Consider the following 25375-nt stretch of genomic DNA (forward strand, 5'->3'; position numbering starts at 1 on the left):
TCGCTTCTTGATCCCGAGAACATCCGTTGGTTTACGGAAACGATATGGAGGCGAAGTTAGGAAGCGCGGTTAATGCGACATGAACGGCCGCGTACAAAAGCAATCGATGCGCGCGACGCAAGACGTGCAGGAATTGCCGGACGCTCTCGCGATGCCGGTCAATTCCTACCGGTCGTGCCACGGTCAACCAAGGCTTAACCATCTAAGATGTTGGCGATCCTCGAGTCGGCATTGGCACGTGATTTGCGAACATGCCTGCCGACGACACAGAGAGGACACGAACGATGACAAACACCTTGAAGAACTTCCTGGCCGACGAGCGTGGTGCGACCGCGATCGAATACGGCCTGATTGCCGCCGGCATCGCGCTGGCCATCATTTCCGTCGTGAACGGCATGGGCTCCAAGCTTAACGCCAAATTCGGGTCGATCAGCTCTTCGCTGCGCTGATCGCGTGGGCTCCGCCGCGCGCCAATATCGTCACCACGATCAGCGCCGCGACGACGTTCGCGGCGGCGCTGATCAGGATCGGCAACGTATAGCTGTGGTTGACGTCATAGGCGAAACCGGCCGCACTCGGGCCAACCAGTGTGCCGAACGCCACGCTGGTGTAGAGAATACCGATGATTCCGCTGACATTGCGTCCGCCAAAATAGTCCATGACGACAGCGGGCAGCACCGCGACCCAGCCGCCGTAGAACACGCCGTAGACGAAGGCAAAAGCGGCGAGGGTCCAGACATCGGCGGCGATGGCCCAGATCGCCATCGCCAACGCCATTCCGACCAGGACCATGATGAGCGAGCGGTCGCGGCCCATCCGGTCGGCGAGCGCGCCGAGAAAGAAGCGGCCTGCGGTGCTGCCGGCCCCGATCACGCCGAGCAGCAGCACCGCAGAGGACGCCGTGACCCCGTGGTCGCGCGCGTATGGCACGAGATGGACGAACGGGACGAAGGCGCCGAACGAGCAGACCAGACACGATGCGTAGAGGGCGACAAACCGCGTCGACCGGACGGCCTCGCGCACCGAAGCGCCGCCAGCATTGCCTGCGCCCGCGGCCTCGCGAGGCGGATCGCCGTCGGGTCCGAGGCCGCGGTGCTTCGGATCGTTCTCGATCAGCAGCGACGCTCCGCCGCCCAGCACCAGGGCGATCGCGCCCAGCACCAGATAGGCGCCGCGCCAGCCCACCGATGCGATCAACAATGAGGCGAGCGGCGGCATCGCCAGCGTACCGAGCCCGATGCCGCTCACCGCGAGCCCGGAGGCAAAGCCGCGGCGCTTGACGAACCAGCGTTGCACCGCGCCGATCGCGGGAACATAGGCGCAGCCGAGGCCGAGGCCGACGCCCAGCCCGTAGGCGAGATAGACCTCGACAAGGGAACGTGCGGCGCTCGCGGCCGCAAGTCCGACCGCGATCAGGATCATGCCGGCGATGGCCAGCGGACGCGAGCCGAACCGGTCGGCGAGGGGACCGCTGACGAGTCCGAGCGCGAAGTACAGAAAGCCCGCAATGGAAAACACGAGCGAGATCGAACCGCGCGAGGCGCCGAAATCGTGCTGGAGCGGCTCCAGAAATGCGCTGAACGTGTAGGCGGAGCCGAAGCCGACGAACATGACGGCAAATGCCGCCGCGACGACGAACCAGCCATGGAAAATGCTTCGCTGAGCGAGCGTGGATTGAACGGTCAATGCTGCCTCCGCGAGCTGAGGGAAGGATGGCGACGATGCCAGGACGTGGCACGCTGGAACGCCGCGCCGGCGCGCACGAGCATGGCCTCGTCGAGATGAGCGGCGACGAGCTGGAACGCGATCGGCAGTCCGTCTGCTGATGCACCACCCGGTAGCGCGATCGTGGGATGACCGGTCACGTCGAACGGGCAGGTGTATCGCTGCAGCTTCGCGATCAGATCCGGCTGCTCGCCGAGCGTCTGGGTCATGGCGAGCGTCACCGGCGGGAACGGGTGTACCGGGATCAGCAGTAGATCAATGGTCTCGAACAGCGCGGTGACGCGGCCGCGCAGCGCCAGCCGCCGCAGCAGGATCTTCTGATAATCGAGAGCGGAGAGCGCGCGACCGGCCTCGATCAGCGAGGCGAGCATCGGGCCATACTCGTTCTTGCGGGCAGGATAGGTCGCCTCGTGCGCGACCGCAGCTTCTACCGCACAATTCGGTGTCCAGTCGGCAATCGCCTGCATGACGTCGGGAAATCTGACATCGACGATGCCGGCGCCTAGCGCGCGGAACGCATCGATGGCGTCTGCCAGCACGTGCTGTGTCGTAACGTCCACGTCGTCGCTGTTCCAGGCGGCATCGACGCCGATCCGCAAGCCCCGCACGTCCTGTGCGGCCGCGGCCAGATAGTCGGGCACCGGATCGAATACCGAGGTCGGGTCGTTGGGGTCGTGTCCGGCAAGGACGCCGAGCAGTGCGCCCGCATCGGCCGCGCTGCGGCCGATCGGTCCGACATGGTCGAGCGTCGCGGCCAGCTCGAAGGCGCCGTGTCGGCTGACGCGACCCCAGCTCGGCTTCAATCCGGTCAGCCCGTTGGCGGCGCACGGCCAGCGGATCGAACCGCCGGTGTCGGAGCCGAGCGAGCCGAAGCAAAGCCCGGCAGCGGTTGCGACCGCCGAGCCACTGGACGAAATGCCCGGCCAGTAACTCGCATTCCACGGATTCTTCGGCGGCGTCACCAACGGATGGTGATCGGAATAGGCGCCCTCGGTGAGTTGCAGCTTGCCGAGTATCACGGCGCCCGCGTCCTTGAGCCGGCGCACGACGGTTGCGTCTTCGTGGGGACGAAAGTCGCAATGAAGCATGGTGCCGGCCGCCGTCGGAATGCCCTTGGTCCAGAACAGGTCCTTGAGCGCAATCGGCACGCCATGCAGCGGCCCCCGATACCGACCCTGTGCGATTTCGGCGTCCGCGGCTTTTGCCTCGGCGATGGCCGTTTCTGCCATCACGTGAACGTAGCTGCCGAGATCCCGGTCCATGGCGTCGATACGGTCGAGTTGCGCGCGCGTCACGTCCAGCGCGGAGATGTCGCGCGCCTTGAGGCGTGCTGCGAGCGCGGTGAGTTCGAGATAGTGCAGGGCGTCGGCCATCGGTTCGGGGTCTCCGTTCTGGTGATCGCAATGGGCGCTCGATCCCGAAGGATTCGACACTAGTATAATTAGGATACAGGTGTCGCTTGCTGTCAACCAGTAAATCTGTTTTACTGGTGTTCAAATCTTTGGTGTCCCGATGTCGAAAGAGTCTCGCAAATTCCAGGTTCCCGACACGCTGGCGAACGTCTACGATTTCGCCAACACGCTCGATGTTCGCCACTTCATGCATTTCGGCGTGGAGCACCCGGAGAGCGATGAGCTTGGCGGGCCGAAGGAACTTGCGGACTGGATGCGGGAACGCGGCCTTGGCGCCGAGGGCGGGCGTGTCACGCCCGCGATGTTTGAGACCGCGCTACGACTGCGCGGCGCCTTGCGCGCCTATCTGCAATGTGAGCCCGCCGAGCGGCCCCGGAACAGGAGCGTTCTCGGCACGCTCAATGAGGCGCTCGCGCCGTTTCCGTTGCGGGTGGAGGCGCGCGCAGGCCGTGGCGCGATGCTGTCGGCAGCGCGCGAGGATGCGCTCGCAGGCCTCTCGGCCATCGCGATCGAGCTTCATGACGCAACGCTTGTGGGAACGCTGGACCGGCTGAAGATGTGCGCGTCGGAGGAATGCCGCCGGGTGTTCTTCGACCGCTCGAAACCATCGACGCGGCGGTGGTGCATGTCGACGCTGTGCGGCAACCGGATGAAGACGCGCGCCTATCGCGAGCGGCAGCGCGAGGCGAAATAGATCACGCGGCGTTCAGGTGCGGTAGTGGCCCGACTTGCCGCCGAGCTTCTCGACCAGATGGATGCCCTCGATGCGCACGCCGCGTTCGACCGCCTTGATCATGTCGTAGATGGTGAGGCAGGCGACCGACACCGCCGTGAGCGCCTCCATCTCGACGCCGGTCGGGCCCGTCACCTTCACGCTGGCGCGGACGAGGCAGCCTGGCAGTTTCGCGTCGGGCTCGATGTCGACCGTGACCTTCGACAGCGCGAGGGGATGACAGAGCGGGATCAGCTCCGAGGTGCGTTTGGCGGCCATGATGCCGGCGATGCGCGCGGTGCCGAGCACGTCGCCTTTCTTGGCGTTGCCCGAGACGATGAGATCAAGCGTCGCCTTGGTCATGATGACGTGGCCTTCGGCGACCGCGAGCCGCTCGGTCGCGGGCTTGTCCGACACGTCCACCATCCGCGCCTCGCCGGAGGCGCCGATATGGGTGAGGGCAGGGCCGGCTTTCGTCTTGGATTGCCTGGCCTTGGCGGGCTTGCGCGCCATGTCAGCGCGTACTCGTCGCGCGCGCAGTCTCACGCGCGAGCAGCGTGCGCGTGGCGGCGGTCACGTCGGCCTGCCGCATCAGGCTCTCGCCGACCAGGAAGGTCGACATGCCGACGCGCTCGAGCCGGGCGAGATCGGCGGGCGTGAAGATGCCGCTCTCGCCGACCATCAGCCGTTCCGCTGGGATCAGCGGCGCCAGCGTCTCGCTGGTCGCGAGCGTGGTCTCAAAGGTGCGCAAATTGCGGTTGTTGACGCCGATCATCGGCGAACGCAGCTTCAGCGCACGGTCGAGCTCGGCGCGGTCGTGGATTTCGATCAGTACGTCCATGCCGTAGGCGAGGGCGGCGTCCTCGAGATCCTTGGCGGTGGCATCGTCGAGCGCGGCCATGATGATCAGGATGCAGTCGGCGCCATGCGCACGCGCTTCAATCACCTGATAGGTGTCGAACATGAAATCCTTGCGCAGCACCGGGAGCGACGTTGCCGCGCGCGCCGCCACCATGAAATCGAGATGGCCCTGGAACGAGGGCGTGTCGGTCAGGACCGACAGACAGACCGCACCGCCGGCCTCATAGGCCTTGGCGAGCAGCGGCGGATCGAAATCGGCGCGGATCAGCCCCTTCGACGGCGAGGCTTTCTTGACCTCGGCAATCAGCGCGTAGTCGCCATTGGCGTGCTTGGCCTTGATCGCGCGCACGAAGCCGCGTGGGGCTCCCTGCGCCTTGGCTTTGGCCTCGACTTCCGAGAGCGGCTGCGCGCGCTTGGCGGCTGCGATCTCTTCGCGCTTGTAGGCTTCGATCTTGGTCAGGATGTCAGACATGTCAGGTTCAGCCGTTCGAGATCGCGATCAAATGCTTCAGCCGCGCGCTCGCGGCGCCGCTGTCGAGCGACTTCGCACCGATCGCAACGCCCTCCTTGAGGTCCTTGGCGCGGCCGGCCACGACCAGCGCGGCGGCGGCGTTGATCAGCGCGACGTCTCGATAGGGGCTCGGCTTGCCGTCGAGCACGCTTTGCAAGGCGATCGCATTGGCGTCGGCGTCGCCGCCCCTGAGCGCACCGGGATCGCAGCGCGGCAGGCCGGCGTCCTCCGGCGTCACCTCGAAATTCCGGATCTCGCCATTGTGGAGCGCGGAGACGAAGGTCGGGCCCGTGAGGGTGATCTCGTCGAGGCCGTCGGAGCCATGCACCACCCAGGCGGATTCCGAGCCGAGGTTTTTCAGCACCTGCGCCAGCGGCTGCACCCATTGCCGCGAGAACACGCCGACCATCTGGCGCTTGACGCCGGCCGGGTTCGACAAGGGGCCGAGCAGATTGAAGATCGTACGTGTCGCAAGCTCGACCCGGGTCGGGCCGACGTTCTTCATCGCCGGATGATGGGCAGGTGCGAACATGAAGCCGATGCCGCATTCGCGCACACAGCGGCCGACCTGCTCGGGCCTGAGGTCGATCTTCACGCCGAGCGACGCCAGCACGTCGGCGGCGCCCGAGCGCGACGACAGCGCACGGTTGCCGTGCTTGGCCACCGGCAGGCCGGTGCCCGAGACGATGAAGGACGCGCAGGTCGAGACGTTGACCGAGCCGGAGCCGTCACCACCGGTGCCGACGATGTCGACGGCGTCCGCGGGCGCGTCGACCGTGAGCATCTTGGAGCGCATCGCCGAGACCGCGCCGGTGATTTCGTCCACGGTCTCGCCGCGCACCCGCAGCGCCATCAACAGGCCACCCATCTGCGAGGGCGTGGCCTCGCCGGACATCATGGCGTCGAAGGCGGAAGCCGCTTCGTCACGCGACAGGCTGGCGCCGGTCGCCACTTTTCCAATGATCGATTTCAGGTCGTCCATCGCGTGCTTTCAACTCACTGGTTCGCGCCGGTCACCTGCGCGAAGGCGGCCTGATTAATGGTGGTCCCGATGTCGGTTTCAAGCTTGTTGACGTAGGAGGCGACCTGCTCGTCGGTCAACGCGCGGTCGAGGCTGTCCTTCAGCTTCTTCACCGCGTCGGACGCGGCGTCGACCGCGGGTTCGACGATGTCGGTGACGCGGAAGACGATTACCTCGCTGCCGCCGCTCACGGCGGTCTGTCCGACCCCGTCCTTGGCGGTGCGGAAGGCGGCCGCAACGACGTTGGCGGGCACGCCGGCGGGCGAGTCGTCGCGCTTGAAGCCGGAGGCGGTCTCGACCTTGGCGTTGATCGCGGCGGCCTCGTCAGCGAGCTTGCCGCCCTGTTCGAGCTTCTGCACCATCTCGGTCGCCTTGGTCTTCAGCTTGGCGGCGATCTGGTCCTGGCGCCAGCGCGCCTCGACCTGGTCGCGCACCTCGTCGAGATTGCGGTCGCGCGAGGGCGTGATGGCGAGCACGTCGTACCAGACATAGCCGCCCTTGAACGAGATCGCGTCGTTGTCGACGCCGACATCGGTGTTGAAGGCCTGCGACACCACGTCGAGGCCCTGCGGGATGCTGGTGACTGGCTGGCCGTTCGGGGCACGGCCGGAGCGGTCGACGGCGTCGATGGTCACGGCCGTGAGGCCGAGCTTCTGCGCCGCGTCGATCACGCTGGCGCCGCCGCCGCGCTCGTCTTCCATCTTGTCGCGGAGATCGTTGACCTTGACGCGGGCGCGCTCGGTGGCGATCTCGCGCTTGATGTCGCCGGCGAGGCTGGCGTAGTTCGCTTCACTGCCCGGTTCGATCTTGTCGACCTTGACGATGGAGGTGCCGAGACGGCCCTGGATCGGCTGGCTGATCTCGCCCGCGGGAAGCGCGAAGGCGGCATCGCCGACCGCGGGGTCGAGCGACGATCTGGTCACGAGCCCGAGGTCGACATCGGAGCTGCTCAGCCCGCGCTCCTTGCCGAGGTCCTCGAACGACATTCCGCCGGCGAGACGCTCACGTGCGGCCTGCGCCTCGACGGCGTTGGGGAATACGATCTGGTGGATCTGGCGCTTCTCCGGCGTGCCGAGCCGGTCCTTGCGCTGGTCGAACACTTTCTTGGCGTCCTCGTCGGAGACCTCACTCCATTTGCCGATCTCTTCCGGAGAGACCACGACGAAGGAAATCTTGCGATATTCGGGCGCGCGGAACTGGACCTTGTGATCCTCGAAATACGCGGCGAGGGCTTCGGGCGAGGGAGCGTCGATGGTGCCGGCCTGCGCGGCGTCGAGCCTGACGAATTCGATCGCACGCTGCTCGTTCTGAAAGCGCGTCAGCACGTCGATCATGGCCTTCGGCGGTTCGAGGCCGGCGCTGATCGTGCCGGTGATCTGCCGGCGCAGCGACACCTTGCGCTGCTCGGAGACGTAGCGCTGCTCAGTATAGCCGAAATTGCGGATCACGGCCTGGAAGCGGTTCGGATCGAAGCTGCCGCCGACGCCCTTGAAGTTGGGGTCGTTCATGATGACCTGGCGGATCTGCTCGTCGGACTGGCCGAGCCCGAGCCGGCGGGCTTCTTCGTCGAGGGCGGCTTCCGCGATCGTCTGCTGGAGCACCTGGCGGTCGAGGCCGAAGGCACGCGCCTGGTCAGGCGTCAGCGGCCGGCCGAACTGGCGGCTGATCTGTTGCAAGCGGTCGGTATAGGTCTGCCGGAACTCGTTCAACGAAATCTCGGTGCTGCCGACCTTGGCCACCGTGGACTGCCCGAAGCCCTTGAAGATGTCGGCGATGCCCCAAACGCCGAAACTGATGATCAACACGCCCATCACCACGGCCATAATGGTCTTGCCGAGCCAGTTTGATGAGGCCTTGCGCATTCCTCGAAGCATTTGGTCCAACTTGTTTGGCAGGAGGGGAACGGGAGCGCGTCTTAATGCAGATTCCGCAAAAGCGCGTCACCAAATTGATCAATCATCATAAAGTGGCGGCTTTCCCCCCGCAACCTCAGGCCACGCGGTCCCTCGACGCTGCGGTTAAAAGCCTTAGCTCTCTGGAACTGCCGCGACAGCTCTGCTAGCGCATGCACAAACTTCATTTTGCTGGAAATTGACATGACCGACGCCATCCGACCGCTGATCGCCGGCAATTGGAAAATGAACGGCCTCAAGGGCTCGGCTGCCGAATTCGACGCCATGCTCAAAGGCGCGGCAGAGGTGGCCGCCAAGGCCGATTTGCTGGTCTGCCCGCCGGCGACCCTGATCGCGGCCTTCGCCGACAAGGCGCGCGGCAGCAAGGTCGCGGTGGGGGCGCAGGATTGCCACCCCAAGGCCTCCGGCGCCCATACCGGCGATATTGCTGCCGAAATGCTGGCCGATACCGGTGCGACCGCCATCATCGTCGGCCATTCCGAGCGTCGCGCCGACCACGGCGAGGGCGATGCCCTGATCCGGCAGAAGGCCGAGGCCGCATGGCGCGCTGGCGTCACCGCGATCGTCTGCATCGGTGAGACGCAAGGCCAGCGCGATGCCGGCCAGACCCTGGACATCCTGCGCGGCCAGCTCGACGGCTCGCTGCCGGACGGCTCGACCGCCGCCAACCTGGTGTTGGCCTATGAGCCGGTCTGGGCGATCGGCACCGGCCTGACCCCGACGGCCCAGGATGTCGAGCAGATTCATGGCTTTATCCGGGAACTCCTGACCTCCCGGTTCAGGGCGGACGGGGCCAGGATGCGGATCCTCTATGGCGGCTCGGTCAAGCCGTCGAACGCGGCCGAGCTGATGTCCGTGAAAAACGTCAACGGCGCGCTGGTCGGCGGCGCCAGCCTGAAGGCGGCCGATTTCCTTGCGATTGCGAAGGGCTGCCCCTAGCTAATCTCAAAGCGCGGCCGTGGCCGATCGGGGGGTGGCAATGCCTCTTCTGATCGTGTAACACCGCGCAACTTCAGGAAAACCCGCGAAGCGCGATCGGCCGCCGTCTCGGCGCTGTCGGCTTGTGACGGAAGGACACTATGCAGACTGTTGTCATCGTCATTCACCTCATGATCGTCGCCGTCATGATCGGCGCCGTCCTGCTCCAGAAGTCGGAAGGCGGCGGCCTCGGAATGGGCGGGGGCGCGGGCTTCATGTCCAGCCGCGGCACCGCGAACCTTTTGACGCGGACCACCGCGATCCTGGCTGGGGGCTTCTTCCTCACCAGCCTGTTCCTGTCCTGGCATGCCGGCTACAACCGGGCGCCTTCGTCGATCATCGGCGCGCCGGCGTCCCAGACCCAGCCGGCCGGAGGCGCCCCGATCGCGCCGCCGACCTCGGGCGGCATCCTGGATTCGCTGAAGAAGGCCGACGAACAGCAGCAGAACCAGGCGCCAGCCGGCCCGCAGGTGCCGCGCTCGCAATAAAGCAGGGGGGCCATGCAGGGCGGCTTCTACCGTCCTGCATCAAAAATCCCCATCAAGGCTCTGTCACCACTCTTAGTTTTGGCTCACCCACAGGCCCGCAAATTATTTGGGGCGGAATACGAATCGCTTTGGCGAATCGAATTCGAGGGATTAGAGGTTAAGTCCCATGGCGCGGTACATATTCATCACCGGCGGCGTGGTCTCTTCGCTCGGCAAAGGTCTGGCTTCAGCGGCACTCGGTGCCCTGTTGCAAGCCCGGGGCTACAAGGTCCGCCTCCGCAAGCTCGACCCCTATCTCAACCTCGATCCCGGAACGATGTCGCCGTATCAACACGGCGAAGTGTTCGTGACCGATGACGGCGCGGAGACCGATCTCGATCTCGGTCACTACGAGCGCTTCACCGGCCGGCCTGCGACCAAGCAGGACAATATCACCACCGGGCGCATCTACCAGGACATCATCTCCAAGGAGCGGCGCGGCGATTATCTCGGCGCGACCATCCAGGTCGTTCCGCACGTCACCAACGCCATCAAGGAATTCGTCCTCTCCGGCAATGACGATTACGACTTCGTGCTGGTCGAGATCGGCGGCACCGTCGGCGACATCGAGGGCCTGCCTTTCTTCGAGGCGATTCGTCAGCTTAAGAACGAGCTGCCGCGCGATCATGCCGTCTACATCCATCTGACGCTGCTGCCTTACATCCCGAGCGCGGGCGAGCTGAAGACCAAACCGACACAGCACTCGGTGAAGGAGCTGCGCTCGATCGGCATCCAGCCGGACATCCTGCTCTGCCGCACCGACCGCGAGATCCCGAAGGAAGAGCGGCGCAAGCTGGGGCTGTTCTGCAACGTGCGCGAAAGCGCCGTGATCGAGGCGCGCGACGTCGACAACATCTACGCCGTGCCCGAGGCCTATCACAACGCGGGCCTGGACGACGAAGTGCTCGCCGCCTTCGGCATCGGCTCGCGGATTCCGCCGGAGCTGCGAAGCTGGCAGCAGATCAACGAGCGCGTCCGCAATCCCGAAGGCAACGTCACCATCGCCATCGTCGGCAAATATACCGGCATGAAGGATGCGTATAAGTCGCTGATCGAGGCGCTCTCGCATGGCGGCATCGCCAACAAGGTGAAGGTCAATCTCGACTGGATCGAGAGCGAGATCTTCGAGAAGGAAGATCCCGCGCCGTTCCTCGAACACGTCAACGGCATTCTGGTGCCGGGCGGCTTCGGCCAGCGCGGTGCCGAGGGCAAGATCCGCGCGGCGCAGTTCGCGCGTGAGCGCGACGTGCCGTATTTCGGCATCTGCTTCGGCATGCAGATGGCGGTGATCGAAGCCGCACGAAACCTCGTCGGCATCGAGGACGCCAACTCCACCGAGTTCGGCCCGACCAAAGAGCCGCTGGTCGGTCTGATGACCGAATGGCTGCGCGGCAACGAGCTCGAGAAGCGCTCCAAGGCCGGCGATCTCGGCGGCACGATGCGTCTGGGCGCCTATCCCGCGGCGCTCAACCGTGGCAGCCGCGTCTCGCAGGTCTATGGCGGCGCGACCGAGATTTCCGAGCGCCACCGCCACCGCTACGAGGTCAACACCGCCTACAAGGACCGCCTCGAGCAGCACGGACTGAAATTCTCCGGCCTCTCGCCCGACGGCGTGCTGCCGGAGATCGTCGAGTACGAGGATCATCCCTGGTTCATCGGCGTCCAGTTCCACCCCGAGCTGAAGTCGCGGCCTTTTGAGCCTCATCCTCTCTTCGCCTCGTTCATTCAGGCGGCGATGGTGCAGTCGCGTCTGGTGTGATGCCTCAGGGCGCGCCGGTGTAGTCGCGCACGAGGTGCATCGGCGCCGGCGCGACCGGCATTGAGGCATCAGGCGCAAGCGTTTCCGTGACGATCTTCATCTGCGGCCGTCGCGTCAGCTTGTAGACGGCGGCCGGCGGCACGTTCAGCAAGGCGCGATCCACCAGCTTTGCCCGCAAGCCGAGCCGGTCGAGCACCGGCCGCGGCACCGGGCAGCTCATCCCGTAGGTGAACTGATAGAACGCGCCTCCCGGGCGGACGTAACGAAACGCACCGCCGATGATGGAGACGACCTTGCGCGTCGACATATTGAGCAGCGGCAGGCCGCTGACCACGGCGCCGACCGGCGCACCGTCATAGAGCCGCTCCGTCGTGAGCCGTCCTGCATCCATCCACAACACGCGCGCGCCGGGAAAACGTATTTGCAGGAGCTTCGTGAAGTCCGAACCGTATTCGATCAGCGTGAGGTCCTGCTGGCGCACGCCGCGTTTCAGAAGCTTGTAGGTGAAAGCGCCGGTGCCGGGGCCGAGCTCGAGGATCGGGCCGGTCGTTGCGGTGATCTCGCGGGTGATGAGATCGGCTAGGGCAGCGCCCGAAGGCGCGATCGCGCCGACCCGCCGCGGGGCCGACATCCAGGACAGGAAGAATGAGAGGAAATCGTTGGGCATGCGCACTCCGGCATTTCGATTGCGCCTCGCAAATCAGAGGTGAGGCGGTCGAAGAGTCGCCTGAGCGCATTGCGACAGCATTGCGCTTGAGACGCAGAGACGAATTGAATCAGCTCTGTTGCAGGGGCGGCAGCGTTATCCTGAAGCACGCACCGCCGTTCGGTCCGTCCAGGACCGAAACGTGACCGCCATGCAGGAGCATGATCTCGTGCACCATGTTGAGGCCGAGGCCGGCGCCGCGATCGAGCGGCGTGAGCCGGTAGAACGGCTCGAAGATCAGCTCGCGCTGATCGGCCGGAATGCCCGCGCCCTCGTCGGTGACCTCGATGCTGGCGGGACGGCTGACGCGAATGACGATCGTGCCGCGGCGAGGGCCGTGCTGGATGGCATTCTGCACGAGGTTGGTCAGCGCGCGTTCGAGCGCGGCCGCATCGCCGAGCACGTCGATCCGCGCCGCCGGCGCGTCGAACGACAGCTCATAGCCAGCCGCGATCGCCAGTGGTGCGAGGTCGGCGGCAACGCCTTGCGCGACGGAGACCAGGTCGACCGGCACGAATGGATGCCCGCAACGGTCGAGCCGCTGGATATCCAGCAATTGCTCTGCAAGCGTCGCGAGCCGCGCCGCATCCTCGATCAGGCGGGTCTTGTCCGGTCCCGACGGCAATGACTCCAGGCGCGTGTTCAGGATCGCGATCGGCGTACGCAGCTCGTGCGCGGCGTCGGCAACGAAGCGCTTGTGGCGGGCGTAACCCTGATCGAGCCGCGCGAGAGCGTCATTGACCGCGGCCACGAGCGGCACCACCTCGAGCGGAATCTGCTCCACCGACAGCCGCGCGCCGCGCTGATGGATATCGATCCGCCGGGCCTGGTCTGCGGTCGCGTCCAATCCTCTGAAAGCGCGCTGCACGACCATCGGCGTCGCGATGAACGTCGCGGTCCCCATCAACAGCAGGCCGGGGAGCGCGATGCCCAGCAACACGAGCGACGTCGTGAACACCGCCTTGGCGCCGCTGAGCTTGCCCTGCGTCGCCGTGATGACCTGCACGTTGCCGGCGGCCGTGTCGATGCGTTTCAACCGCGCCGCCGGCTTGCGTGGGTCGTCCTCGAAGAGCTGCCAGCCGAGCCGCGCCTGGCTGATCTGGTCGAGGGCGCCGCCGATCCCCGCGAATTCAGCCGGCACGGGGCCTTCACTGAGCGAATGCCCCTGCCTGTCGCGAACCAGCAACCAGAGGTCGGGGATCTCCTCGCGCAACGCTTTCAGCTCAGCCGTCGGCCGCAGCGTCAGGCCGCCGGCCGCGTCGCGCGCGAGCGCGCTCTGCACGACGTCGATCACGCGATCTTCGTCCCGTTGGACCAGCACGAAGCCCGTAGCGCACAGCGCGCCGATGATGACGACGACCAAAGCGACGAACAGCGCGGCCTGGAGCGAAAGCAGGCGCCAGCTCAGCCGAGAGCGCAGGCAATATGGGTCGGCGTGCCTGCTCACGGCAGTTTCTTCAGGAGATAGCCGACGCCGCGGATGCCGTGGATCTCCACGTGCGCGTCGGCTTCGGCAAGCTTGCGGCGCAGCCGCGAGACATGCGTATCGAGTGCGTTCGACTGGATCTCGTCGTCGAAACTGTAGACCGCTTCCTCCAGCGCCGATCGCAGCACGGTCCGGCCCATGCGGCGGACCAGGGCTTCGAGCACAAGGAGCTCCCGCCGCGGCAGTTCGAGCGGAGCCCCGTCGACGCTCGCCTCGCGATGGCCGAAGTCGAAGGCGAGGCGGCCGGCGCGAATGATGTCGGGCTGAACCCCGGCGGGCCGGCGCAACACCGCGCGCAGGCGCGCCAGCAATTCCTCCACCGCGAATGGTTTTGCCAGATAATCATCCGCCCCGCTGTCGAGCCCGGCGACGCGATCGGCGAGCTCGCCGCGTGCCGTCAACACGATGATCGGCACACCGTCGGCGCGCGCTCTCAGTTTCGGAATCAGGGCAAGACCGTCGCCGTCGGGCAGCTGGCGATCGAGCAGCACGGCGGCGTGCACGTCGGCGGAAATGGCCTCTTCGGCCTCGGCAAGCGTTGGCACGTGATCGACGATCATGTCGTACCGCTTGAGCGCCGAGGCCAGCGCCCCGGCCATCTCCGCTTCATCCTCGACGAGCAAAATCCGCATGATCCGCACCTGAGCCTCAACCGAAGCGTTGTAGCGGCAGTATCATTGCGGCAGCATTACGGGAACCGGGTGCGATCGGGGCCGGCAAGCCATGCGCCAGACGCCGCGGGCGGTATCGGGCGGGGCCGAAGACACCGTCACGGCCAGCCGTTATAACCCCCGACGTCATCAGGGAGGAACCAGAATGATCTATGAAATGCGCATCTACCGTTGCGTGCCCGGCCGCCTGCCGGCGCTCCTGAAGCGGTTCGAGACGGTCACGCTGAAGCTCTGGGAGAAGCACGGCATCAAGCAGGCCGGGTTCTTCACCACGCTGATCGGCGAATCCAACCAGGAGCTGACCTATTTCCTGGCGTGGGATTCGCTCGCCGACCGCGAAGCGAAGTGGGGCAAGTTCATGACCGACCCGGACTGGATGAAGGCGCGTGCCGAGAGCGAAGCGGACGGCCAGATCGTCGGCAACATCGTCAGCCAGCTCCTGACGCCGACCGCCTTCTCGGCGGTGAAGTAAGGGGCCGCCGGCGCAAGGGCCTCGCACGGAACCCCGGCGCAACCCTGATATTCGGGTGGCCCGGGGCGAATGGGGTTGATCCGACCCTGATGGCGGCTATGGTCGCGCCGAAACGAGGGACATTGGCCTTGAGCTCTTCGAATTCAGCGGCGCCGGTCGTCACCATTGGCACAGTCAGGTTCGGCAACGATCTGCCGATCTCGATCATTGCCGGGCCGTGCCAGCTCGAAAGCCGCCAGCATGCGCTGGAGGTGGCCTCTGCGCTGAGGGAGATCGCCGCGCGGCTGAAGATCGGGCTCGTCTACAAGACCTCGTTCGACAAGGCCAACCGCACCAGCGCGTCGGCAGCGCGCGGTCTCGGGCTCGCACAGTCGCTGCCGATCTTCGCCGAGATCCGCGCCTCCCTCGGCTTGCCGGTCCTGACCGACGTGCATGACGCCGCGCAGTGCGCCGAGGTGGCGCAAGCCGTGGACATCCTCCAGATCCCGGCCTTCCTGTGCCGGCAGACCGATCTGCTGCTGGCCGCCGCCGCGACGGGCAAGGTCGTCAACGTCAAGAAGGGGCAATTCCTCGCGCCCTGGGACATGGCGAATGTCGTGACCAAGATCACGACCGCAAACAATCCCAACGTGCTCGTTACCGAGCGCGGCGCCTCGTTCGGCTACAACACGCTGGTCTCCGACATGCGCGCGCTGCCGATCCTGGCGCGCACCACCGGCGCGCCCGTGATCTTCGACGCCACCCATTCGGTGCAGCAGCCGGGCGGGAAGGGGACGTCCTCGGGCGGCGAGCGTGAATTCGTGCCGGTGCTGGCGCGCGCAGCCGTCGCGGTCGGCGTTGCCGGCGTCTTCATCGAGACCCATCCCGACCCTGACCGCGCGCCCTCGGACGGGCCCAACATGGTGCCGCTGCGCGAGTTCGAAGGGCTGATCCGCACGCTGATGGCATTCGACGCGGTGACGAAAAGCACAACGCGCTGATGTCCCCGCCTGCGACTGGGCCGTCGTCCGACCAGAAGTTTCCGCCCGCGATCAATATCATCGCGCTCGCGAGCTTCTCGGCGGCGTTGTCCACGCGCGCGCTCGATCCCGTCCTGCCGCATGTCGCGGAGGATTTTTCGATCAGTATCACGACGGCCGCCAGCATCGCGGCCGGCTACGCCTTGATCTACGCGCTGGTTCAGCCGGTGATCGGAGCGGCTGCCGATCTGTTCGGCAAGGCGCGGTTGATGACGCTGTGCCTGGCGCTGCTTGGCGTCTCCTGCATTCTTGGCGCGGTCGCGACCACCTTCTCGGGCCTGTTCGCGAGCCGCATCCTCGCCGGTATCGCCTCCGGTGGCGTGTTTCCGGTCGCACTCGGCCTGACCGCCGACCTCGTTGCACCCGCCAAGCGGCAGGTCGCGATCGGCCGCACGCTTGCGGGTTCGATGACCGGCAATCTGCTCGGCGCGACCGCCTCCGGCATCATCGGTGAACTCATCGGCTGGCGCGGTGTGCTCATGATGCTCGGCGCGCTCGGCCTGATCGCGGCCGTTGCGGTGGCCGCGGGCTTTCGCGGTGCCGCGCTGACGGCGCCGCCGAAGACGGATCTGAAGGCCTTGCGGCAGGGCTACCGGACCATCTTCGCCAACCCCAACACGCGCTACTGCTACTCGGCGGTCTTCGTCGAGGGCTGCTGCGTATTCGGCCTGTTTCCGTTCATCGCCGCGCTGCTGTTCGATCTCGGCGAGAAGTCGCCGTCGATCGCGGGCATCGTGATCGCGGGCTTTGCGATCGGCGGACTGTTCTACACTTTCACGGTCTCACGCTTCCTGCCGTGGCTCGGCGTCAGGGGCATGATGATTGCGGGTGCAGGCCTCGTCGGACTGCAGCTCGGCGTGCTCGCCTTCGGTCCCGGATGGAAGCTGCAATTCGCCAGCATGCTGGCGATGGGCTGGGGGTTCTACATGATCCACGGCTGCCTGCAGGTGTTTGCCAGCGAGCTGTCGATCGGGGCGCGGGCGACGGCGATGTCGCTGCATTCGTTCTTCTTCTTCATGGGGCAGACCGTTGGCCCGATCGCCTATGGGCTTGGCCTCCAGCACGGTGGCAAGGTCTCGACCCTGCTCACGAGCGCCGCGATCATGGTGGCGCTTGGTCTCGTCTGCGCCCGGCTGCTCAAGCAGCGGGCACCCTCGGACGCACGGGTCTGAGGGGAGTATCGAACTACCGGTTTCCGTATTTTCCCGGAAGAGATTGGTAGCCAAAGCCGTTCAATCTTAAATCAAATCTCATCGTTCGCTCCGTAGATTGCCCGCGAACCGCGTCTTGGCGGCAATATGGATCAGTCGATGCAAAAGCAGCGTTCGGTCGCCCGCATCCTCGGGGCGGTGGTTGGGTCTCTCGGTCTCGTCCTCGTCGTCATCTGTGCCTATGCGCTGAAGCTCGCGGTCACCCGCTATTCGGACAGCAACCGCATCGTCTCGCTCGCGGTCGCCAGCCGCGACCTAACCAATACGCTCGTGATTTTCCGCCTGGAGCGCGGTGACACGCTGAGCTATCTGGCGTCGGCTGCCCCCGCGCCCGACAGCGTCATGAGCAGTCTCGCCGAGCAGCGAGCCACGGTGCAGAAGAATTACGCGCAGGCCTTGCAGAGCCTCGCCTCCGCTGAGGCGCCCGGTCTTGCCGAAAAGCTCGACAAGCTCCGCGGCATCTGGGCGCAGCTCGAGGAGCTGCGGCCGCGCGCGGTCGCTGCCCTGAAGCAGGAGAAGGCGGCGCGCGACGCGAACCTGCAACCGAGCTGGGCCAAGATCAGCGACGCCTATATGGACGCGATCGGCGACGTCGCCGCCCATGTCGACAACGCGATGACGCTGATCGACCCCGTGGTCGATCGCCTCCTGATCGCCAAGCAGGCCTCCTGGCAGGCCCGCGCCAACGCAGGTCAGACCATTCTCGTTCAGTTCTCCTCGATCCTCGCCAACAAGACCTGGACCGCCGCCGATGGCGTAACCTTTGCCGATCTGCGCGGCCGCATCCAGCAGTCCTGGGTGGTCGTGCGCGATCTCAGCCCGAATGTGGCCTCGCCCGAGCTGTTGCAGGCGATCCGTAACGCCGAGCCGGAAATTTCAGGCGCGCTCAGCGAAGAGCGCAATGCCATTGCGACCAAGCTGCTCGCCGGCGAGCCCGCCGGCGTCGCAGGCATCGACTACCGCGATCGTCAGCTTGTCGGCGCCAACAATGTCGTCATCGTCACGCAAACCGCGCTCGCCAACATGATCTCGCGGGCCGAAGACGGCGCCTCGCGCGCCCGCTTCAGCCTGATCCTGTTCGGCCTGCTGGTGCCGGCCTCGCTGGCGCTGACGATCGGCGGGCTGATGCTGATGCGCAACCGCGTCACCCGGCCGCTGACCGCGATCACCGGTGTCATGACCCGTTTCGCGGCGCATGATTTCGCCGGCGAGGTACCGGGCCTCGGCCGCAACGACGAGATCGGCCGCATGGCCGCGGCGCTCCAGGTGTTCAAGGAGGCCATGATCAACGCCGAGCGCCTGTCCGGCGACCAGGCCGCCGAGCGCGCCGACAAGGAGAAGCGTGCATCCGAATTGTCCGGCCTCGTGCGGCAATTCGAGAGCCGCATCGGCCAGATGGTACAGACGCTGTCGAGCGCCTCGGGCGAGCTGGAGACGACTGCGCGCTCGATGTCGGGCACGGCGGCCGAGGCCCAGACCCAGGCCGGCTCGGCCTCGACCCTTGCCGATCAGGTCGGCGGCGGCGTGCAGACCGTGGCGGCCGCAGCCGAGGAGCTCAACGCCTCGATCCGCGAGATCAACCGCCAGGTCGAGCAGGCGAAGCGCGCCACCGAACAGGCGGTCGTCACCGTCAAGGAAACCGACAGCACCATGCGCGCGCTTGCCGACGGCGCCGATCGCATCGGCGAGGTCATCGGCCTCATCACCTCGATCGCCGGCCAGACCAATCTGCTGGCGCTGAACGCAACGATCGAGGCAGCCCGAGCCGGCGAGTCCGGCAGGGGTTTTGCGGTGGTGGCGAGCGAGGTGAAGAACCTGGCCTCCCAGACGGCGAAGGCGACCGAAGAGATCAGCGCCCATATCACGGAGATCCAGGGGGCGACGCAGAAGGCGGTCTCGGCGATCGACGGCATCGTCAAGACCATCGAGGAGGTCTCGAGCATCAACCGCGTCATCGCCGCCGCCATCGAGGAGCAGAACAAGGCCACCGCCGAGATCGCAAACACCGTGCAGCACACGGCGGAAGCGACCTCGACCGTCACCCGCAACATCGCAACCGTGTCGTCAGCCGCGAACGAGACCGGCCGCGCCGCGTCCGGCGTGCTGAAGGCCGCCGCCAACCTGTCGAGCCAGTCGACCTCGCTGACGTCGGAGGTCGACGGCTTCATCAGCAAGGTGAGGGCGGTGGCGTAAGGGCCGCCGCGCACACTCTATCGATTAGTTCTCGGTCCCCAGACGCAGCGCTGCGCGCCGCGCTGGGGCTAACACAATCAACGAGGGCGATGCGCCCGGGCGGCGATCGCTTGCGCGCGTTCGAGGAGCGCTTCTGCCCGCTGAACGATCGGGATATCGATCATCTTGCCGTCGATGGCGAAGGAGGCGCGGCCCTCGGCAGCCGCTTGCTTGTTGAGTGCAACGACGCGCTCGGCATCCGCCACCTCCTTGGCGGAGGGGCTGAAACCCTCGTTGAGGATCGGCACCAGCGACGGATGGATACAGGCAGAGCCCACGAAGCCGAAGTCCGCCGAGCGCCTCACGATCCTTGTGTATCCTTCCAGGTCGGAGAAATCGGCGACCGAGCCAATAGTGCCGAGCGGCAAGATGCCGGCGGCGCGTGCTGCCTGCACGATCTGCTGCTTCGGCATCAGCAAGGTCTCTTCCGTCGGCTTTGCGCCGATGGCCGTCGCGTAGTCTTCCGCCCCCAGTGAAATGCCGGCCAGCCGCGGGATCGATCGCGCGATGTCATGGGCCCTGGCGAGTGGACCGGGCGCCTCGATCAGGCCGACGAACCAGATCTTGCCGATGGGCAATCCGCGCTCGATCTCCAGTCTGGTCACCATCTCGTCGAGCAGACGCAGATGCTCAGCGCCTTCGACCTTGGTGATCTTGATCGCGTCCACGCCGGCGATGACAGCCGCTTCCAGATCGGGCACCGCCAATTCGAGCGGCTGGTTGATCCGCACCATGACATCCGAACTTCCGGTGTCGCGAAAGCGCTTCACGATGCCCGGGATCAGCTTTCGAGCGTTGGCCTTCTCAGCCAGCGGCACGCTGTCCTCGAGATCGATGATCAGCGCGTCCGCGCCGCGCTCGACGGCCTTGACCACGAACCGCTCGACGTTCGCGGGTACGAACAGCGCAGAGCGCCAGACCGGGAATTTTCGTTCAACTGTCATGTGCTGGTTTCCTTCACAACGCCCGAGGCGAGGGCGGCATCGATGTCGTCAGGGCTGAGGCCGGCTTCGGCCAGGATGGTGCGGCTGTGCTGACCGAGGCGTGGCGCAGGCGTCCGGATGCTTCCGGGCGTCTCGGACAAGCGCACCGGGACGGCGTGCATCGGGAACGTTCCCATGTCCTCGTCGGGATAGTCGGCCAGCAGTCCCCGGGCCTGCACGTGGCGATCGTTCATCAAACGGACGGTGTCGTTGACCGGACCGATCGTGACCTCGGCCGCCTCGAAGAAGGCGACGTTGTCGTCGACCGTTCGTGTCGCGATGAAATCGCCGATGATCTTGTCGAGTTCGGCGACATGGACGAGCCTCTGCTCGTTGGTCTTGAACTTTGGATCCTCGCAGAGCTCCGGGCGGCCGATCGAACGCAGCACCCGCATCGCCATGCCTTGCGTGGATGCCGACAGGCAAACCCAGCCGCCATCGAGCGTGCGGTAGACATTGCGCGGTACCGAGCCGCTCGAGCGGCTCCCGCTGCGCGGCTTGACCACGCCGGTCAAACGGTAATTTGCCGCCTGAGGCCCGAGCGAGTTGACGATCGGATCGAGCAGCGGCAGATCGATCACCTGTCCCTTTCCGCCGTTGATCTCGACTTCCCGCAGCGCCGCCATCGCAGCGAACGCTCCGGTGAGACCGGACAGGGCATCGGCCAGATACATAGGCGGCAATACCGGCTCACGATCGGGGAAGCCGTTCATCTCGGCGAAGCCGGAGAAGCCCTCCACCAGCGTCCCAAAGCCGGGCCGGCGATGGTAGGGGCCGGTCTGCCCCCATCCCGATATGCGAACGATCACGAGCTTGGGCTCTAGCCGCAGCAGTTCCTCCGGCGAGAGCCCCATCTGCTCGAGTGTGCCGGGACGGAAACTCTCGACCAGCATCGCGGCGCCGGGAATCATCTTGCGGATCAGCGGCACCGCTTCGTCGTGACGGAATTCCAGGCAGATGCTGCGCTTGTTGCGCGAATGGATCTTCCAGTTGGTTTCGACACCCTTGGTGCGCCAGCCGCGCAGCGTATCGCCTTCGCGCGGCTCGACCTTAATGACGTCGGCGCCGAAGTCGGCGAGATGCTGGGTGAGCAGATTGCCTGCGACCAGCCTCGAGAGGTCGATGACGCGGAGCCCTGTCAGCGGGCCGCGGACACCGGGGGTGTAATCGGCCTGATGCAGTCCGCTTTCGGGAGAGGTGGCGTCAGTGGGATTTGCCATGGTTCCGTTCTGTAAACAGGATGCCGCCGGTGACAGGCAGCCACAGGCGCAACTGGCGGTCAGTCGTTGCCTCCTGGGTTTCGATGCGGATCTGATTTCCGCCGACGCTCAATCCGATTTGCCATCGGCCGCCAACATAGGAATGGCTGACCACGTCGGCTTCGACGATCGAACCTCCGATCGCCTGATCGTTGGCCGCCGCCAGGCGCATCTGCTCGGGGCGATAGGCAAACGTGACCTTGTCGCCGAGGGATGGACGTTTGTCGGACTTGATCAGAACGCGCTGACCATCGGCGAGACTGACCAGTGTCTGTCCATCGCCGTCGGGCGCCCCGACCACGTCGCCGTTGAGGAAATTGGTCGTTCCGATGAAGTCGGCGACGAAACTGTCTGCCGGCCGCGTGTAGATCTCTTGGGGCGAGCCGATCTGGCTGATGCGGCCGCCATTCATGACCACGATGCGGTCGGACAGTGCCAGCGCTTCGACCTGGTCGTGCGTCACGTAGATCGTCGTCAGGCCGAGACGCGTGCGCAGTTCGGCGAGCCAGGTCCGGGCGCGGTCGCGCAGCTTTGCGTCGAGATTCGACAGGGGCTCGTCGAGCAGGAGGATTTCGGGCTGGTAGACCAACGTTCGCGCGAGCGCGACACGCTGCTGCTGGCCGCCCGAGAGCTGATGCGGATAGCGGTCCTGAAAGCGCTCCATCTCGACGAGAGCGAGACTCTCCTCGACGCGGCGCCTGCAGTCGGCGGTCGATACCTTGCGCAGCTTGAGCGGAAACACGACGTTGTCATAGACCGTCATGTGCGGCCACAAAGCGTAGCTCTGGAACACGAGCCCGCAATGGCGCGCTTCCGGCGGCAGGAAGATTCCCTTTTCTCCGTCGAAATAGGTCTTGTTGCCGACGCGGATGCGTCCGCTCGTCGGTTGATCCAGTCCGGCAATGGCGCCGAGCGTTGTTGATTTGCCGCACCCCGACGGCCCCAGCAGCGTGACGAACTCGCCATCGGCAACGTGGATGTTGACGTCGTCGATCGCTTTGACCGGTCCGTACCGCTTATGCAGGTTCTCAATCAGCAACTCAGCCATAAAGCTTCACTCCGAGAAAAGCGCGCGCCGCCGTGACACAGACGCCGATCACCAGGATCTGGATGGTCGCCAGCGCGGACACCAGACCGACCTCGCCCTGCGTCCATGCCTGGAGCAGCGTGGTCCCGATCACTTCGCTGCCGGGTGCGAACAGGAAGATCGCTGTCGTGTATTCCTTGAAGAACGTGATGAAGAGGATGATGAAGCAGGCAACCAGTGCCGGCCGCAATAAAGGCAAAACGATGCGCCGGCTCGTCGTCCACCAGTCCGCGCCCTGCGTACGGGCGGCGCGATCGAAATCCGGGCTCATCTGCAACAACATCGGAGCAACCGCACCGAGCCCCACAGGAATGAAGTGCATCGTGAAGGCGGCAACCAGAATCCAGATCGTGTTTCGGAGGCCGCCCAGGCCGGGCACGAGCGCAAACGCATAGAAGAAGCCGATGCCGGCGACGACGCCTGGCACGGCGCGGGGAAACAGCGCGATATAGTGCAGCGCGCCACGCCAGCGGAAGTCGGACCGCAGCACGATGATGGCGATCAGGGCGACCATCGCAGTGGCGACGACGCCACCGACCGAACTGACGATCAGCGAGTTCCAGATCGAACGCGGGTAGACCGGGTATTCGAGCATGTTGGCGAAGTTGCCGAGCGTCAGCACCTCGCTGATCGGCACCATCGGCGACAGCAGGCTCGTGAAGGCGCGCAGCAGCAGCGCGCCGATCGGCATCACGACAGTTGCGGTGATGTAGATCGCCGAGACGATGCAAAGCGGCCAGCGCAGGTTGTTCAGGCGGAAAGGGCGCGGTCGCGTGGCCTTGCCGCCGAGCGTGACGAAGCGCCTTGTATTGCCGAGCAGGCGTCCTTGTAGCCACACCAACACGCAGACGACGGCAAGCATCAGCGCGGCAGCCGTTGCCACCAGCCCGTGATCGGGGCGGGCCGACGCCACGCCGTTGTTGTAGAGGAACGTGGTCAGCACAGTGATGCCGGCGGGATCGCCGAACACCAGCGGAATCGCGAGGAGCTCCAGTCCCACAGTGAAGTTCAGCACGGCACTATAGGCGATCGCCGGCATGAGGAGCGGCAGCGTGATCCGCCACAAGGTCCTCAAAGTGCCGGCGCCGGTCACGCGCGCGGCTTCCTCCAAAGTCGGATCGGTGATCGAGGCCGACGACATGCAGTAGATGTAGGCGACCGGTGCTTGCGAGACGCCCGCGATCATCGCCATGCCCGGCAGGGAGTAGAGATTCCATGGCGCGCCGTCGAAGATCGACTGAACCAGAAGCGTGAGGTAGCCGGCCGGTCCGTAGATCGTGTACCAGCCGAACGACAGTACCAGCGCCGAGAGATAGATCGGCCACAGGAAGAGCTCGCCAAACAACCGCGCAAACGGCATGTCGGTGCGGCCGAACAGCACCGCCGCCAGCGTGCCCAGCGTCTGCGAAATCACGGTGGTGAGGGTGGCGAACACGAACGTGTTCCAGATGACGAGCGCGAAGCCGTCGGTGCGAAGCAGGCGCCCGAAATTGCCCAGCGTCAGTTGCTGGCCGGAATCGTAGAGCGCACGATCCAGGAAAGATTGATAGAGAACGGGAAGGAGAGGCGCTGCGATCAGGACAATTGTCAGCAGCGCCATGCCGTACTGGATGACGGTATCGCGGCCGGGCAGCGGCTTCGGCAAGGCGTCCGCGACCGACGACCCCAGCGCGCTGCTTGCGTCAAGCGACATTGAAGGTCTTTTTCCAGCGCGCGAGGAAGCTGTCGTAGTCCCGCACCGCGTCCCGATCGTAGCCGATGTAGCAGATGTTCTGCTCGCCGACGGCTTCCACGATCGACGAGTAGGTGTGGCGGATTCCGTCGCCCGGCTTCACACCGGGGCGTGCCGGCGTCAGGCCGCCCCGTCCGAATGCGCGCTGACCGTCCTCCGAGACGACGTAGTCGAGCATCAGTTTTGCTGCGTTGACGTTCTTCGATCCCTTCGGAATCGCGATGCCACGCAGCACGACCGGCTGACCGTCTCCGATGAAGCTCCAGCCGAGGATCTTTGCCCGCGCCGGATCGTTCAGGCGCGGCCAGAAGGTGATGGCCGAAACGAAGAAGCCCATGGTGTATTCGCCGGAGGTGACCTTCTCGGTCATTGGGCCGCCGGAACGCTCGAATCGGGGCGAAAGCTTTGCAAGTTGGGCGAACCAGTCCCAGGCCTTTTCGCCGTGCTTCTTCACGAACGCGTAGCTGATGCCGTAGCCGAAAGTCGTTTGATGCACGCCGTAGCTGGTGATGCGGTTGCGCCAGGTCTTCTCGTTTGCGACCGCAAGCTCGACGAACTCGGCAAGTGTCTTGGGACGCTTGCCGTCGGCCACCAGCGTGTTGTTCCAGATCAGCGCCATGGGGTCGGACGAGACGGTGTAGACGCCGGGAAACGGCTTTGACCAATCCGGCCAGGCCTTCGCTTCAGGCGATACGTAGTCGAGGACTTCACCGCGCTCCTGGAAATCGATCCATCCGCCCGGATCGGCCGTCGCGATGAGGTCGCAGGTGCGACTGTTGGTGCTCCGCTCGGCCAGATATCGCTCGAAGCTCTCGCGGGAGGCGGGGAGATCCAGGGTTTCGACCTTGATCTTCGGGTAGAGCTTGTTGAAGCCCTCGATCACGGGACGCCAGTTTTCTGGCGACATAATCGAGTAAATGAGGAGGCTGCCCTCGTTATGAGCGTCGTCGATGATCTTCTGATAATTCTCGGGATACCCGTTCGGCGCCGCCTGGGCCGTGCCCCGGAGCCCCATCGTGGCGCCGAGAACCGACATCACCATTAAGCTTCTACGATCGATGCCCGACATCTACTGTTCCTCCGGCCGCCGCGATTTGT

At 65.4% G+C, this 25375-nt stretch carries 23 protein-coding genes; 9 read left to right on the top strand and 14 right to left on the bottom strand.

Annotated features, from left to right (window positions below):
• Positions 1-284: 284 nt before the first annotated feature.
• Positions 285-449 carry a Flp family type IVb pilin gene (locus tag AB7531_RS20730; protein ID WP_028149628.1) on the top strand — a complete coding sequence of 55 codons (165 nt, stop codon included), beginning with the start codon at positions 285-287 and terminating at the stop codon, positions 447-449.
• On the opposite strand, the gene AB7531_RS20735 is transcribed toward AB7531_RS20730, so the two are convergent.
• Positions 430-1686, bottom strand: a complete 1257-nt coding sequence (locus tag AB7531_RS20735) for an MFS transporter (RefSeq protein ID WP_063983052.1) — start codon at positions 1684-1686, stop codon at positions 430-432. The genes AB7531_RS20730 and AB7531_RS20735 overlap by 20 nt on opposite strands.
• Positions 1683-3098, bottom strand: coding sequence for an amidase (locus tag AB7531_RS20740; protein WP_063983053.1), 1416 nt, complete (start codon positions 3096-3098; stop codon positions 1683-1685). Before AB7531_RS20740 ends, AB7531_RS20735 begins: the two co-directional genes overlap by 4 nt.
• A 139-nt stretch (positions 3099-3237) precedes the next feature.
• Between AB7531_RS20740 and AB7531_RS20745 the strand changes: the two genes are divergently transcribed.
• Positions 3238-3831 (top strand): CGNR zinc finger domain-containing protein, encoded by a 594-nt coding sequence (locus tag AB7531_RS20745; protein WP_063983054.1) that lies wholly within the window; start codon positions 3238-3240, stop codon positions 3829-3831.
• Between the two features lie 12 nt (positions 3832-3843).
• On the opposite strand, the gene moaC is transcribed toward AB7531_RS20745, so the two are convergent.
• Genes moaC through AB7531_RS20765 form a run of 4 tightly spaced genes read right to left on the bottom strand, consistent with a single transcriptional unit; the run spans position 3844 to position 8116 of the window.
• A complete protein-coding gene (moaC, locus tag AB7531_RS20750; protein ID WP_063983055.1) occupies positions 3844-4362 on the bottom strand; it encodes a cyclic pyranopterin monophosphate synthase MoaC in 519 nt (172 codons plus the stop codon).
• 1 nt (position 4363) lies between these two features.
• Positions 4364-5182 carry an indole-3-glycerol phosphate synthase TrpC gene (gene trpC / locus AB7531_RS20755; RefSeq protein ID WP_231142079.1) on the bottom strand — a complete coding sequence of 273 codons (819 nt, stop codon included), beginning with the start codon at positions 5180-5182 and terminating at the stop codon, positions 4364-4366.
• A 7-nt stretch (positions 5183-5189) separates the two neighbouring features.
• The gene (trpD, locus tag AB7531_RS20760) at positions 5190-6203 is read right to left on the bottom strand and encodes an anthranilate phosphoribosyltransferase (RefSeq protein WP_063983057.1); all 1014 of its coding nucleotides are present in this window, start codon (positions 6201-6203) and stop codon (positions 5190-5192) included.
• Positions 6204-6217: 14 nt separating this feature from the next.
• Positions 6218-8116, bottom strand: coding sequence for a SurA N-terminal domain-containing protein (locus tag AB7531_RS20765; RefSeq protein WP_354102445.1), 1899 nt, complete (start codon positions 8114-8116; stop codon positions 6218-6220).
• Positions 8117-8338: 222 nt separating this feature from the next.
• Between AB7531_RS20765 and tpiA the strand changes: the two genes are divergently transcribed.
• The 3 genes from tpiA (at position 8339) to AB7531_RS20780 (ending at position 11419) form a co-directional block, all read left to right on the top strand.
• Complete coding sequence (gene tpiA / locus AB7531_RS20770; protein ID WP_063983060.1) at positions 8339-9094, top strand: triose-phosphate isomerase; 756 nt, start codon at positions 8339-8341, stop codon at positions 9092-9094.
• A 140-nt stretch (positions 9095-9234) separates the two neighbouring features.
• The gene (gene secG, locus AB7531_RS20775; protein ID WP_063983061.1) at positions 9235-9621 is read left to right on the top strand and encodes a preprotein translocase subunit SecG; all 387 of its coding nucleotides are present in this window, start codon (positions 9235-9237) and stop codon (positions 9619-9621) included.
• A gap of 166 nt (positions 9622-9787) precedes the next feature.
• Entirely contained in the window at positions 9788-11419 is a 1632-nt protein-coding gene (locus tag AB7531_RS20780; RefSeq protein WP_014494987.1) for a CTP synthase, read from the top strand.
• A 4-nt stretch (positions 11420-11423) separates the two neighbouring features.
• Here the strand turns inward: AB7531_RS20780 and AB7531_RS20785 are convergent, their stop codons facing one another.
• The 3 genes from AB7531_RS20785 to AB7531_RS20795 all read right to left on the bottom strand — a co-directional run bounded on the left by AB7531_RS20785 (position 11424) and on the right by AB7531_RS20795 (position 14243).
• A complete protein-coding gene (locus AB7531_RS20785) occupies positions 11424-12086 on the bottom strand; it encodes a class I SAM-dependent methyltransferase (RefSeq protein WP_063983062.1) in 663 nt (220 codons plus the stop codon).
• Between the two features lie 109 nt (positions 12087-12195).
• Positions 12196-13572 (bottom strand): sensor histidine kinase, encoded by a 1377-nt coding sequence (locus tag AB7531_RS20790; RefSeq protein WP_063983063.1) that lies wholly within the window; start codon positions 13570-13572, stop codon positions 12196-12198.
• Positions 13569-14243, bottom strand: a complete 675-nt coding sequence (locus AB7531_RS20795) for a response regulator transcription factor (RefSeq protein WP_063983064.1) — start codon at positions 14241-14243, stop codon at positions 13569-13571. The genes AB7531_RS20790 and AB7531_RS20795 overlap by 4 nt, the downstream gene beginning before the upstream one ends.
• 184 nt (positions 14244-14427) lie before the next feature.
• Here AB7531_RS20795 and AB7531_RS20800 point away from each other — a divergent pair, with 184 nt between their 5' ends.
• The 4 genes from AB7531_RS20800 (at position 14428) to AB7531_RS20815 (ending at position 19177) form a co-directional block, all read left to right on the top strand.
• Complete coding sequence (locus AB7531_RS20800) at positions 14428-14754, top strand: NIPSNAP family protein (protein WP_063983065.1); 327 nt, start codon at positions 14428-14430, stop codon at positions 14752-14754.
• Positions 14755-14882: 128 nt separating this feature from the next.
• Positions 14883-15734 (top strand): 3-deoxy-8-phosphooctulonate synthase, encoded by an 852-nt coding sequence (gene kdsA, locus AB7531_RS20805; RefSeq protein ID WP_063983066.1) that lies wholly within the window; start codon positions 14883-14885, stop codon positions 15732-15734.
• On the top strand, positions 15734-16945 hold the full coding sequence (locus AB7531_RS20810) for an MFS transporter (RefSeq protein WP_063983067.1): 1212 nt from the start codon (positions 15734-15736) through the stop codon (positions 16943-16945). The genes kdsA and AB7531_RS20810 overlap by 1 nt, the downstream gene beginning before the upstream one ends.
• 138 nt (positions 16946-17083) lie before the next feature.
• Positions 17084-19177: a methyl-accepting chemotaxis protein gene (locus AB7531_RS20815; protein WP_063986345.1), complete on the top strand. Its 2094-nt coding sequence runs from the start codon at positions 17084-17086 to the stop codon at positions 19175-19177.
• A gap of 77 nt (positions 19178-19254) precedes the next feature.
• On the opposite strand, the gene AB7531_RS20820 is transcribed toward AB7531_RS20815, so the two are convergent.
• The 5 genes from AB7531_RS20820 to AB7531_RS20840 are packed head-to-tail and all read right to left on the bottom strand — an operon-like array spanning position 19255 to position 25346.
• Complete coding sequence (locus tag AB7531_RS20820) at positions 19255-20160, bottom strand: HpcH/HpaI aldolase/citrate lyase family protein (RefSeq protein WP_063983068.1); 906 nt, start codon at positions 20158-20160, stop codon at positions 19255-19257.
• Positions 20157-21419 carry a CaiB/BaiF CoA transferase family protein gene (locus AB7531_RS20825; protein WP_028156065.1) on the bottom strand — a complete coding sequence of 421 codons (1263 nt, stop codon included), beginning with the start codon at positions 21417-21419 and terminating at the stop codon, positions 20157-20159. The genes AB7531_RS20820 and AB7531_RS20825 overlap by 4 nt, the downstream gene beginning before the upstream one ends.
• Positions 21403-22506 carry an ABC transporter ATP-binding protein gene (locus tag AB7531_RS20830; protein ID WP_063983069.1) on the bottom strand — a complete coding sequence of 368 codons (1104 nt, stop codon included), beginning with the start codon at positions 22504-22506 and terminating at the stop codon, positions 21403-21405. Before AB7531_RS20830 ends, AB7531_RS20825 begins: the two co-directional genes overlap by 17 nt.
• Complete coding sequence (locus AB7531_RS20835) at positions 22499-24238, bottom strand: ABC transporter permease (protein ID WP_063983070.1); 1740 nt, start codon at positions 24236-24238, stop codon at positions 22499-22501. The genes AB7531_RS20830 and AB7531_RS20835 overlap by 8 nt, the downstream gene beginning before the upstream one ends.
• The gene (locus tag AB7531_RS20840; protein ID WP_224517275.1) at positions 24228-25346 is read right to left on the bottom strand and encodes an ABC transporter substrate-binding protein; all 1119 of its coding nucleotides are present in this window, start codon (positions 25344-25346) and stop codon (positions 24228-24230) included. Before AB7531_RS20840 ends, AB7531_RS20835 begins: the two co-directional genes overlap by 11 nt.
• Positions 25347-25375: the final 29 nt, after the last annotated feature.

The organism is Bradyrhizobium sp. 63_E2_N1_3 (assembly GCF_052076005.1).
GTDB classification, from domain to species: domain Bacteria; phylum Pseudomonadota; class Alphaproteobacteria; order Rhizobiales; family Xanthobacteraceae; genus Bradyrhizobium; species Bradyrhizobium barranii.

Excerpts from the sequence above, each read along its gene's own strand:
- AB7531_RS20835 (WP_063983070.1), bottom strand. The coding sequence starts at position 24,238 with ATGTCGCTTGACGCAAGCAGCGCGCTGGGGTCGTCGGTCGCGGACGCC.
- AB7531_RS20745 (WP_063983054.1), top strand. The coding sequence starts at position 3,238 with ATGTCGAAAGAGTCTCGCAAATTCCAGGTTCCCGACACGCTGGCGAAC.
- trpC (WP_231142079.1), bottom strand. The coding sequence starts at position 5,182 with ATGTCTGACATCCTGACCAAGATCGAAGCCTACAAGCGCGAAGAGATC.
- AB7531_RS20800 (WP_063983065.1), top strand. The coding sequence starts at position 14,428 with ATGATCTATGAAATGCGCATCTACCGTTGCGTGCCCGGCCGCCTGCCG.
- AB7531_RS20820 (WP_063983068.1), bottom strand. The coding sequence starts at position 20,160 with ATGACAGTTGAACGAAAATTCCCGGTCTGGCGCTCTGCGCTGTTCGTA.
- AB7531_RS20785 (WP_063983062.1), bottom strand. The coding sequence starts at position 12,086 with ATGCCCAACGATTTCCTCTCATTCTTCCTGTCCTGGATGTCGGCCCCG.
- AB7531_RS20730 (WP_028149628.1), top strand. The coding sequence starts at position 285 with ATGACAAACACCTTGAAGAACTTCCTGGCCGACGAGCGTGGTGCGACC.
- tpiA (WP_063983060.1), top strand. The coding sequence starts at position 8,339 with ATGACCGACGCCATCCGACCGCTGATCGCCGGCAATTGGAAAATGAAC.
- AB7531_RS20825 (WP_028156065.1), bottom strand. The coding sequence starts at position 21,419 with ATGGCAAATCCCACTGACGCCACCTCTCCCGAAAGCGGACTGCATCAG.
- AB7531_RS20840 (WP_224517275.1), bottom strand. The coding sequence starts at position 25,346 with ATGTCGGGCATCGATCGTAGAAGCTTAATGGTGATGTCGGTTCTCGGC.
- trpD (WP_063983057.1), bottom strand. The coding sequence starts at position 6,203 with ATGGACGACCTGAAATCGATCATTGGAAAAGTGGCGACCGGCGCCAGC.
- AB7531_RS20810 (WP_063983067.1), top strand. The coding sequence starts at position 15,734 with ATGTCCCCGCCTGCGACTGGGCCGTCGTCCGACCAGAAGTTTCCGCCC.
- secG (WP_063983061.1), top strand. The coding sequence starts at position 9,235 with ATGCAGACTGTTGTCATCGTCATTCACCTCATGATCGTCGCCGTCATG.
- AB7531_RS20795 (WP_063983064.1), bottom strand. The coding sequence starts at position 14,243 with ATGCGGATTTTGCTCGTCGAGGATGAAGCGGAGATGGCCGGGGCGCTG.
- AB7531_RS20740 (WP_063983053.1), bottom strand. The coding sequence starts at position 3,098 with ATGGCCGACGCCCTGCACTATCTCGAACTCACCGCGCTCGCAGCACGC.
- AB7531_RS20780 (WP_014494987.1), top strand. The coding sequence starts at position 9,788 with ATGGCGCGGTACATATTCATCACCGGCGGCGTGGTCTCTTCGCTCGGC.
- moaC (WP_063983055.1), bottom strand. The coding sequence starts at position 4,362 with ATGGCGCGCAAGCCCGCCAAGGCCAGGCAATCCAAGACGAAAGCCGGC.
- AB7531_RS20815 (WP_063986345.1), top strand. The coding sequence starts at position 17,084 with ATGCAAAAGCAGCGTTCGGTCGCCCGCATCCTCGGGGCGGTGGTTGGG.
- AB7531_RS20765 (WP_354102445.1), bottom strand. The coding sequence starts at position 8,116 with ATGCTTCGAGGAATGCGCAAGGCCTCATCAAACTGGCTCGGCAAGACC.
- AB7531_RS20830 (WP_063983069.1), bottom strand. The coding sequence starts at position 22,506 with ATGGCTGAGTTGCTGATTGAGAACCTGCATAAGCGGTACGGACCGGTC.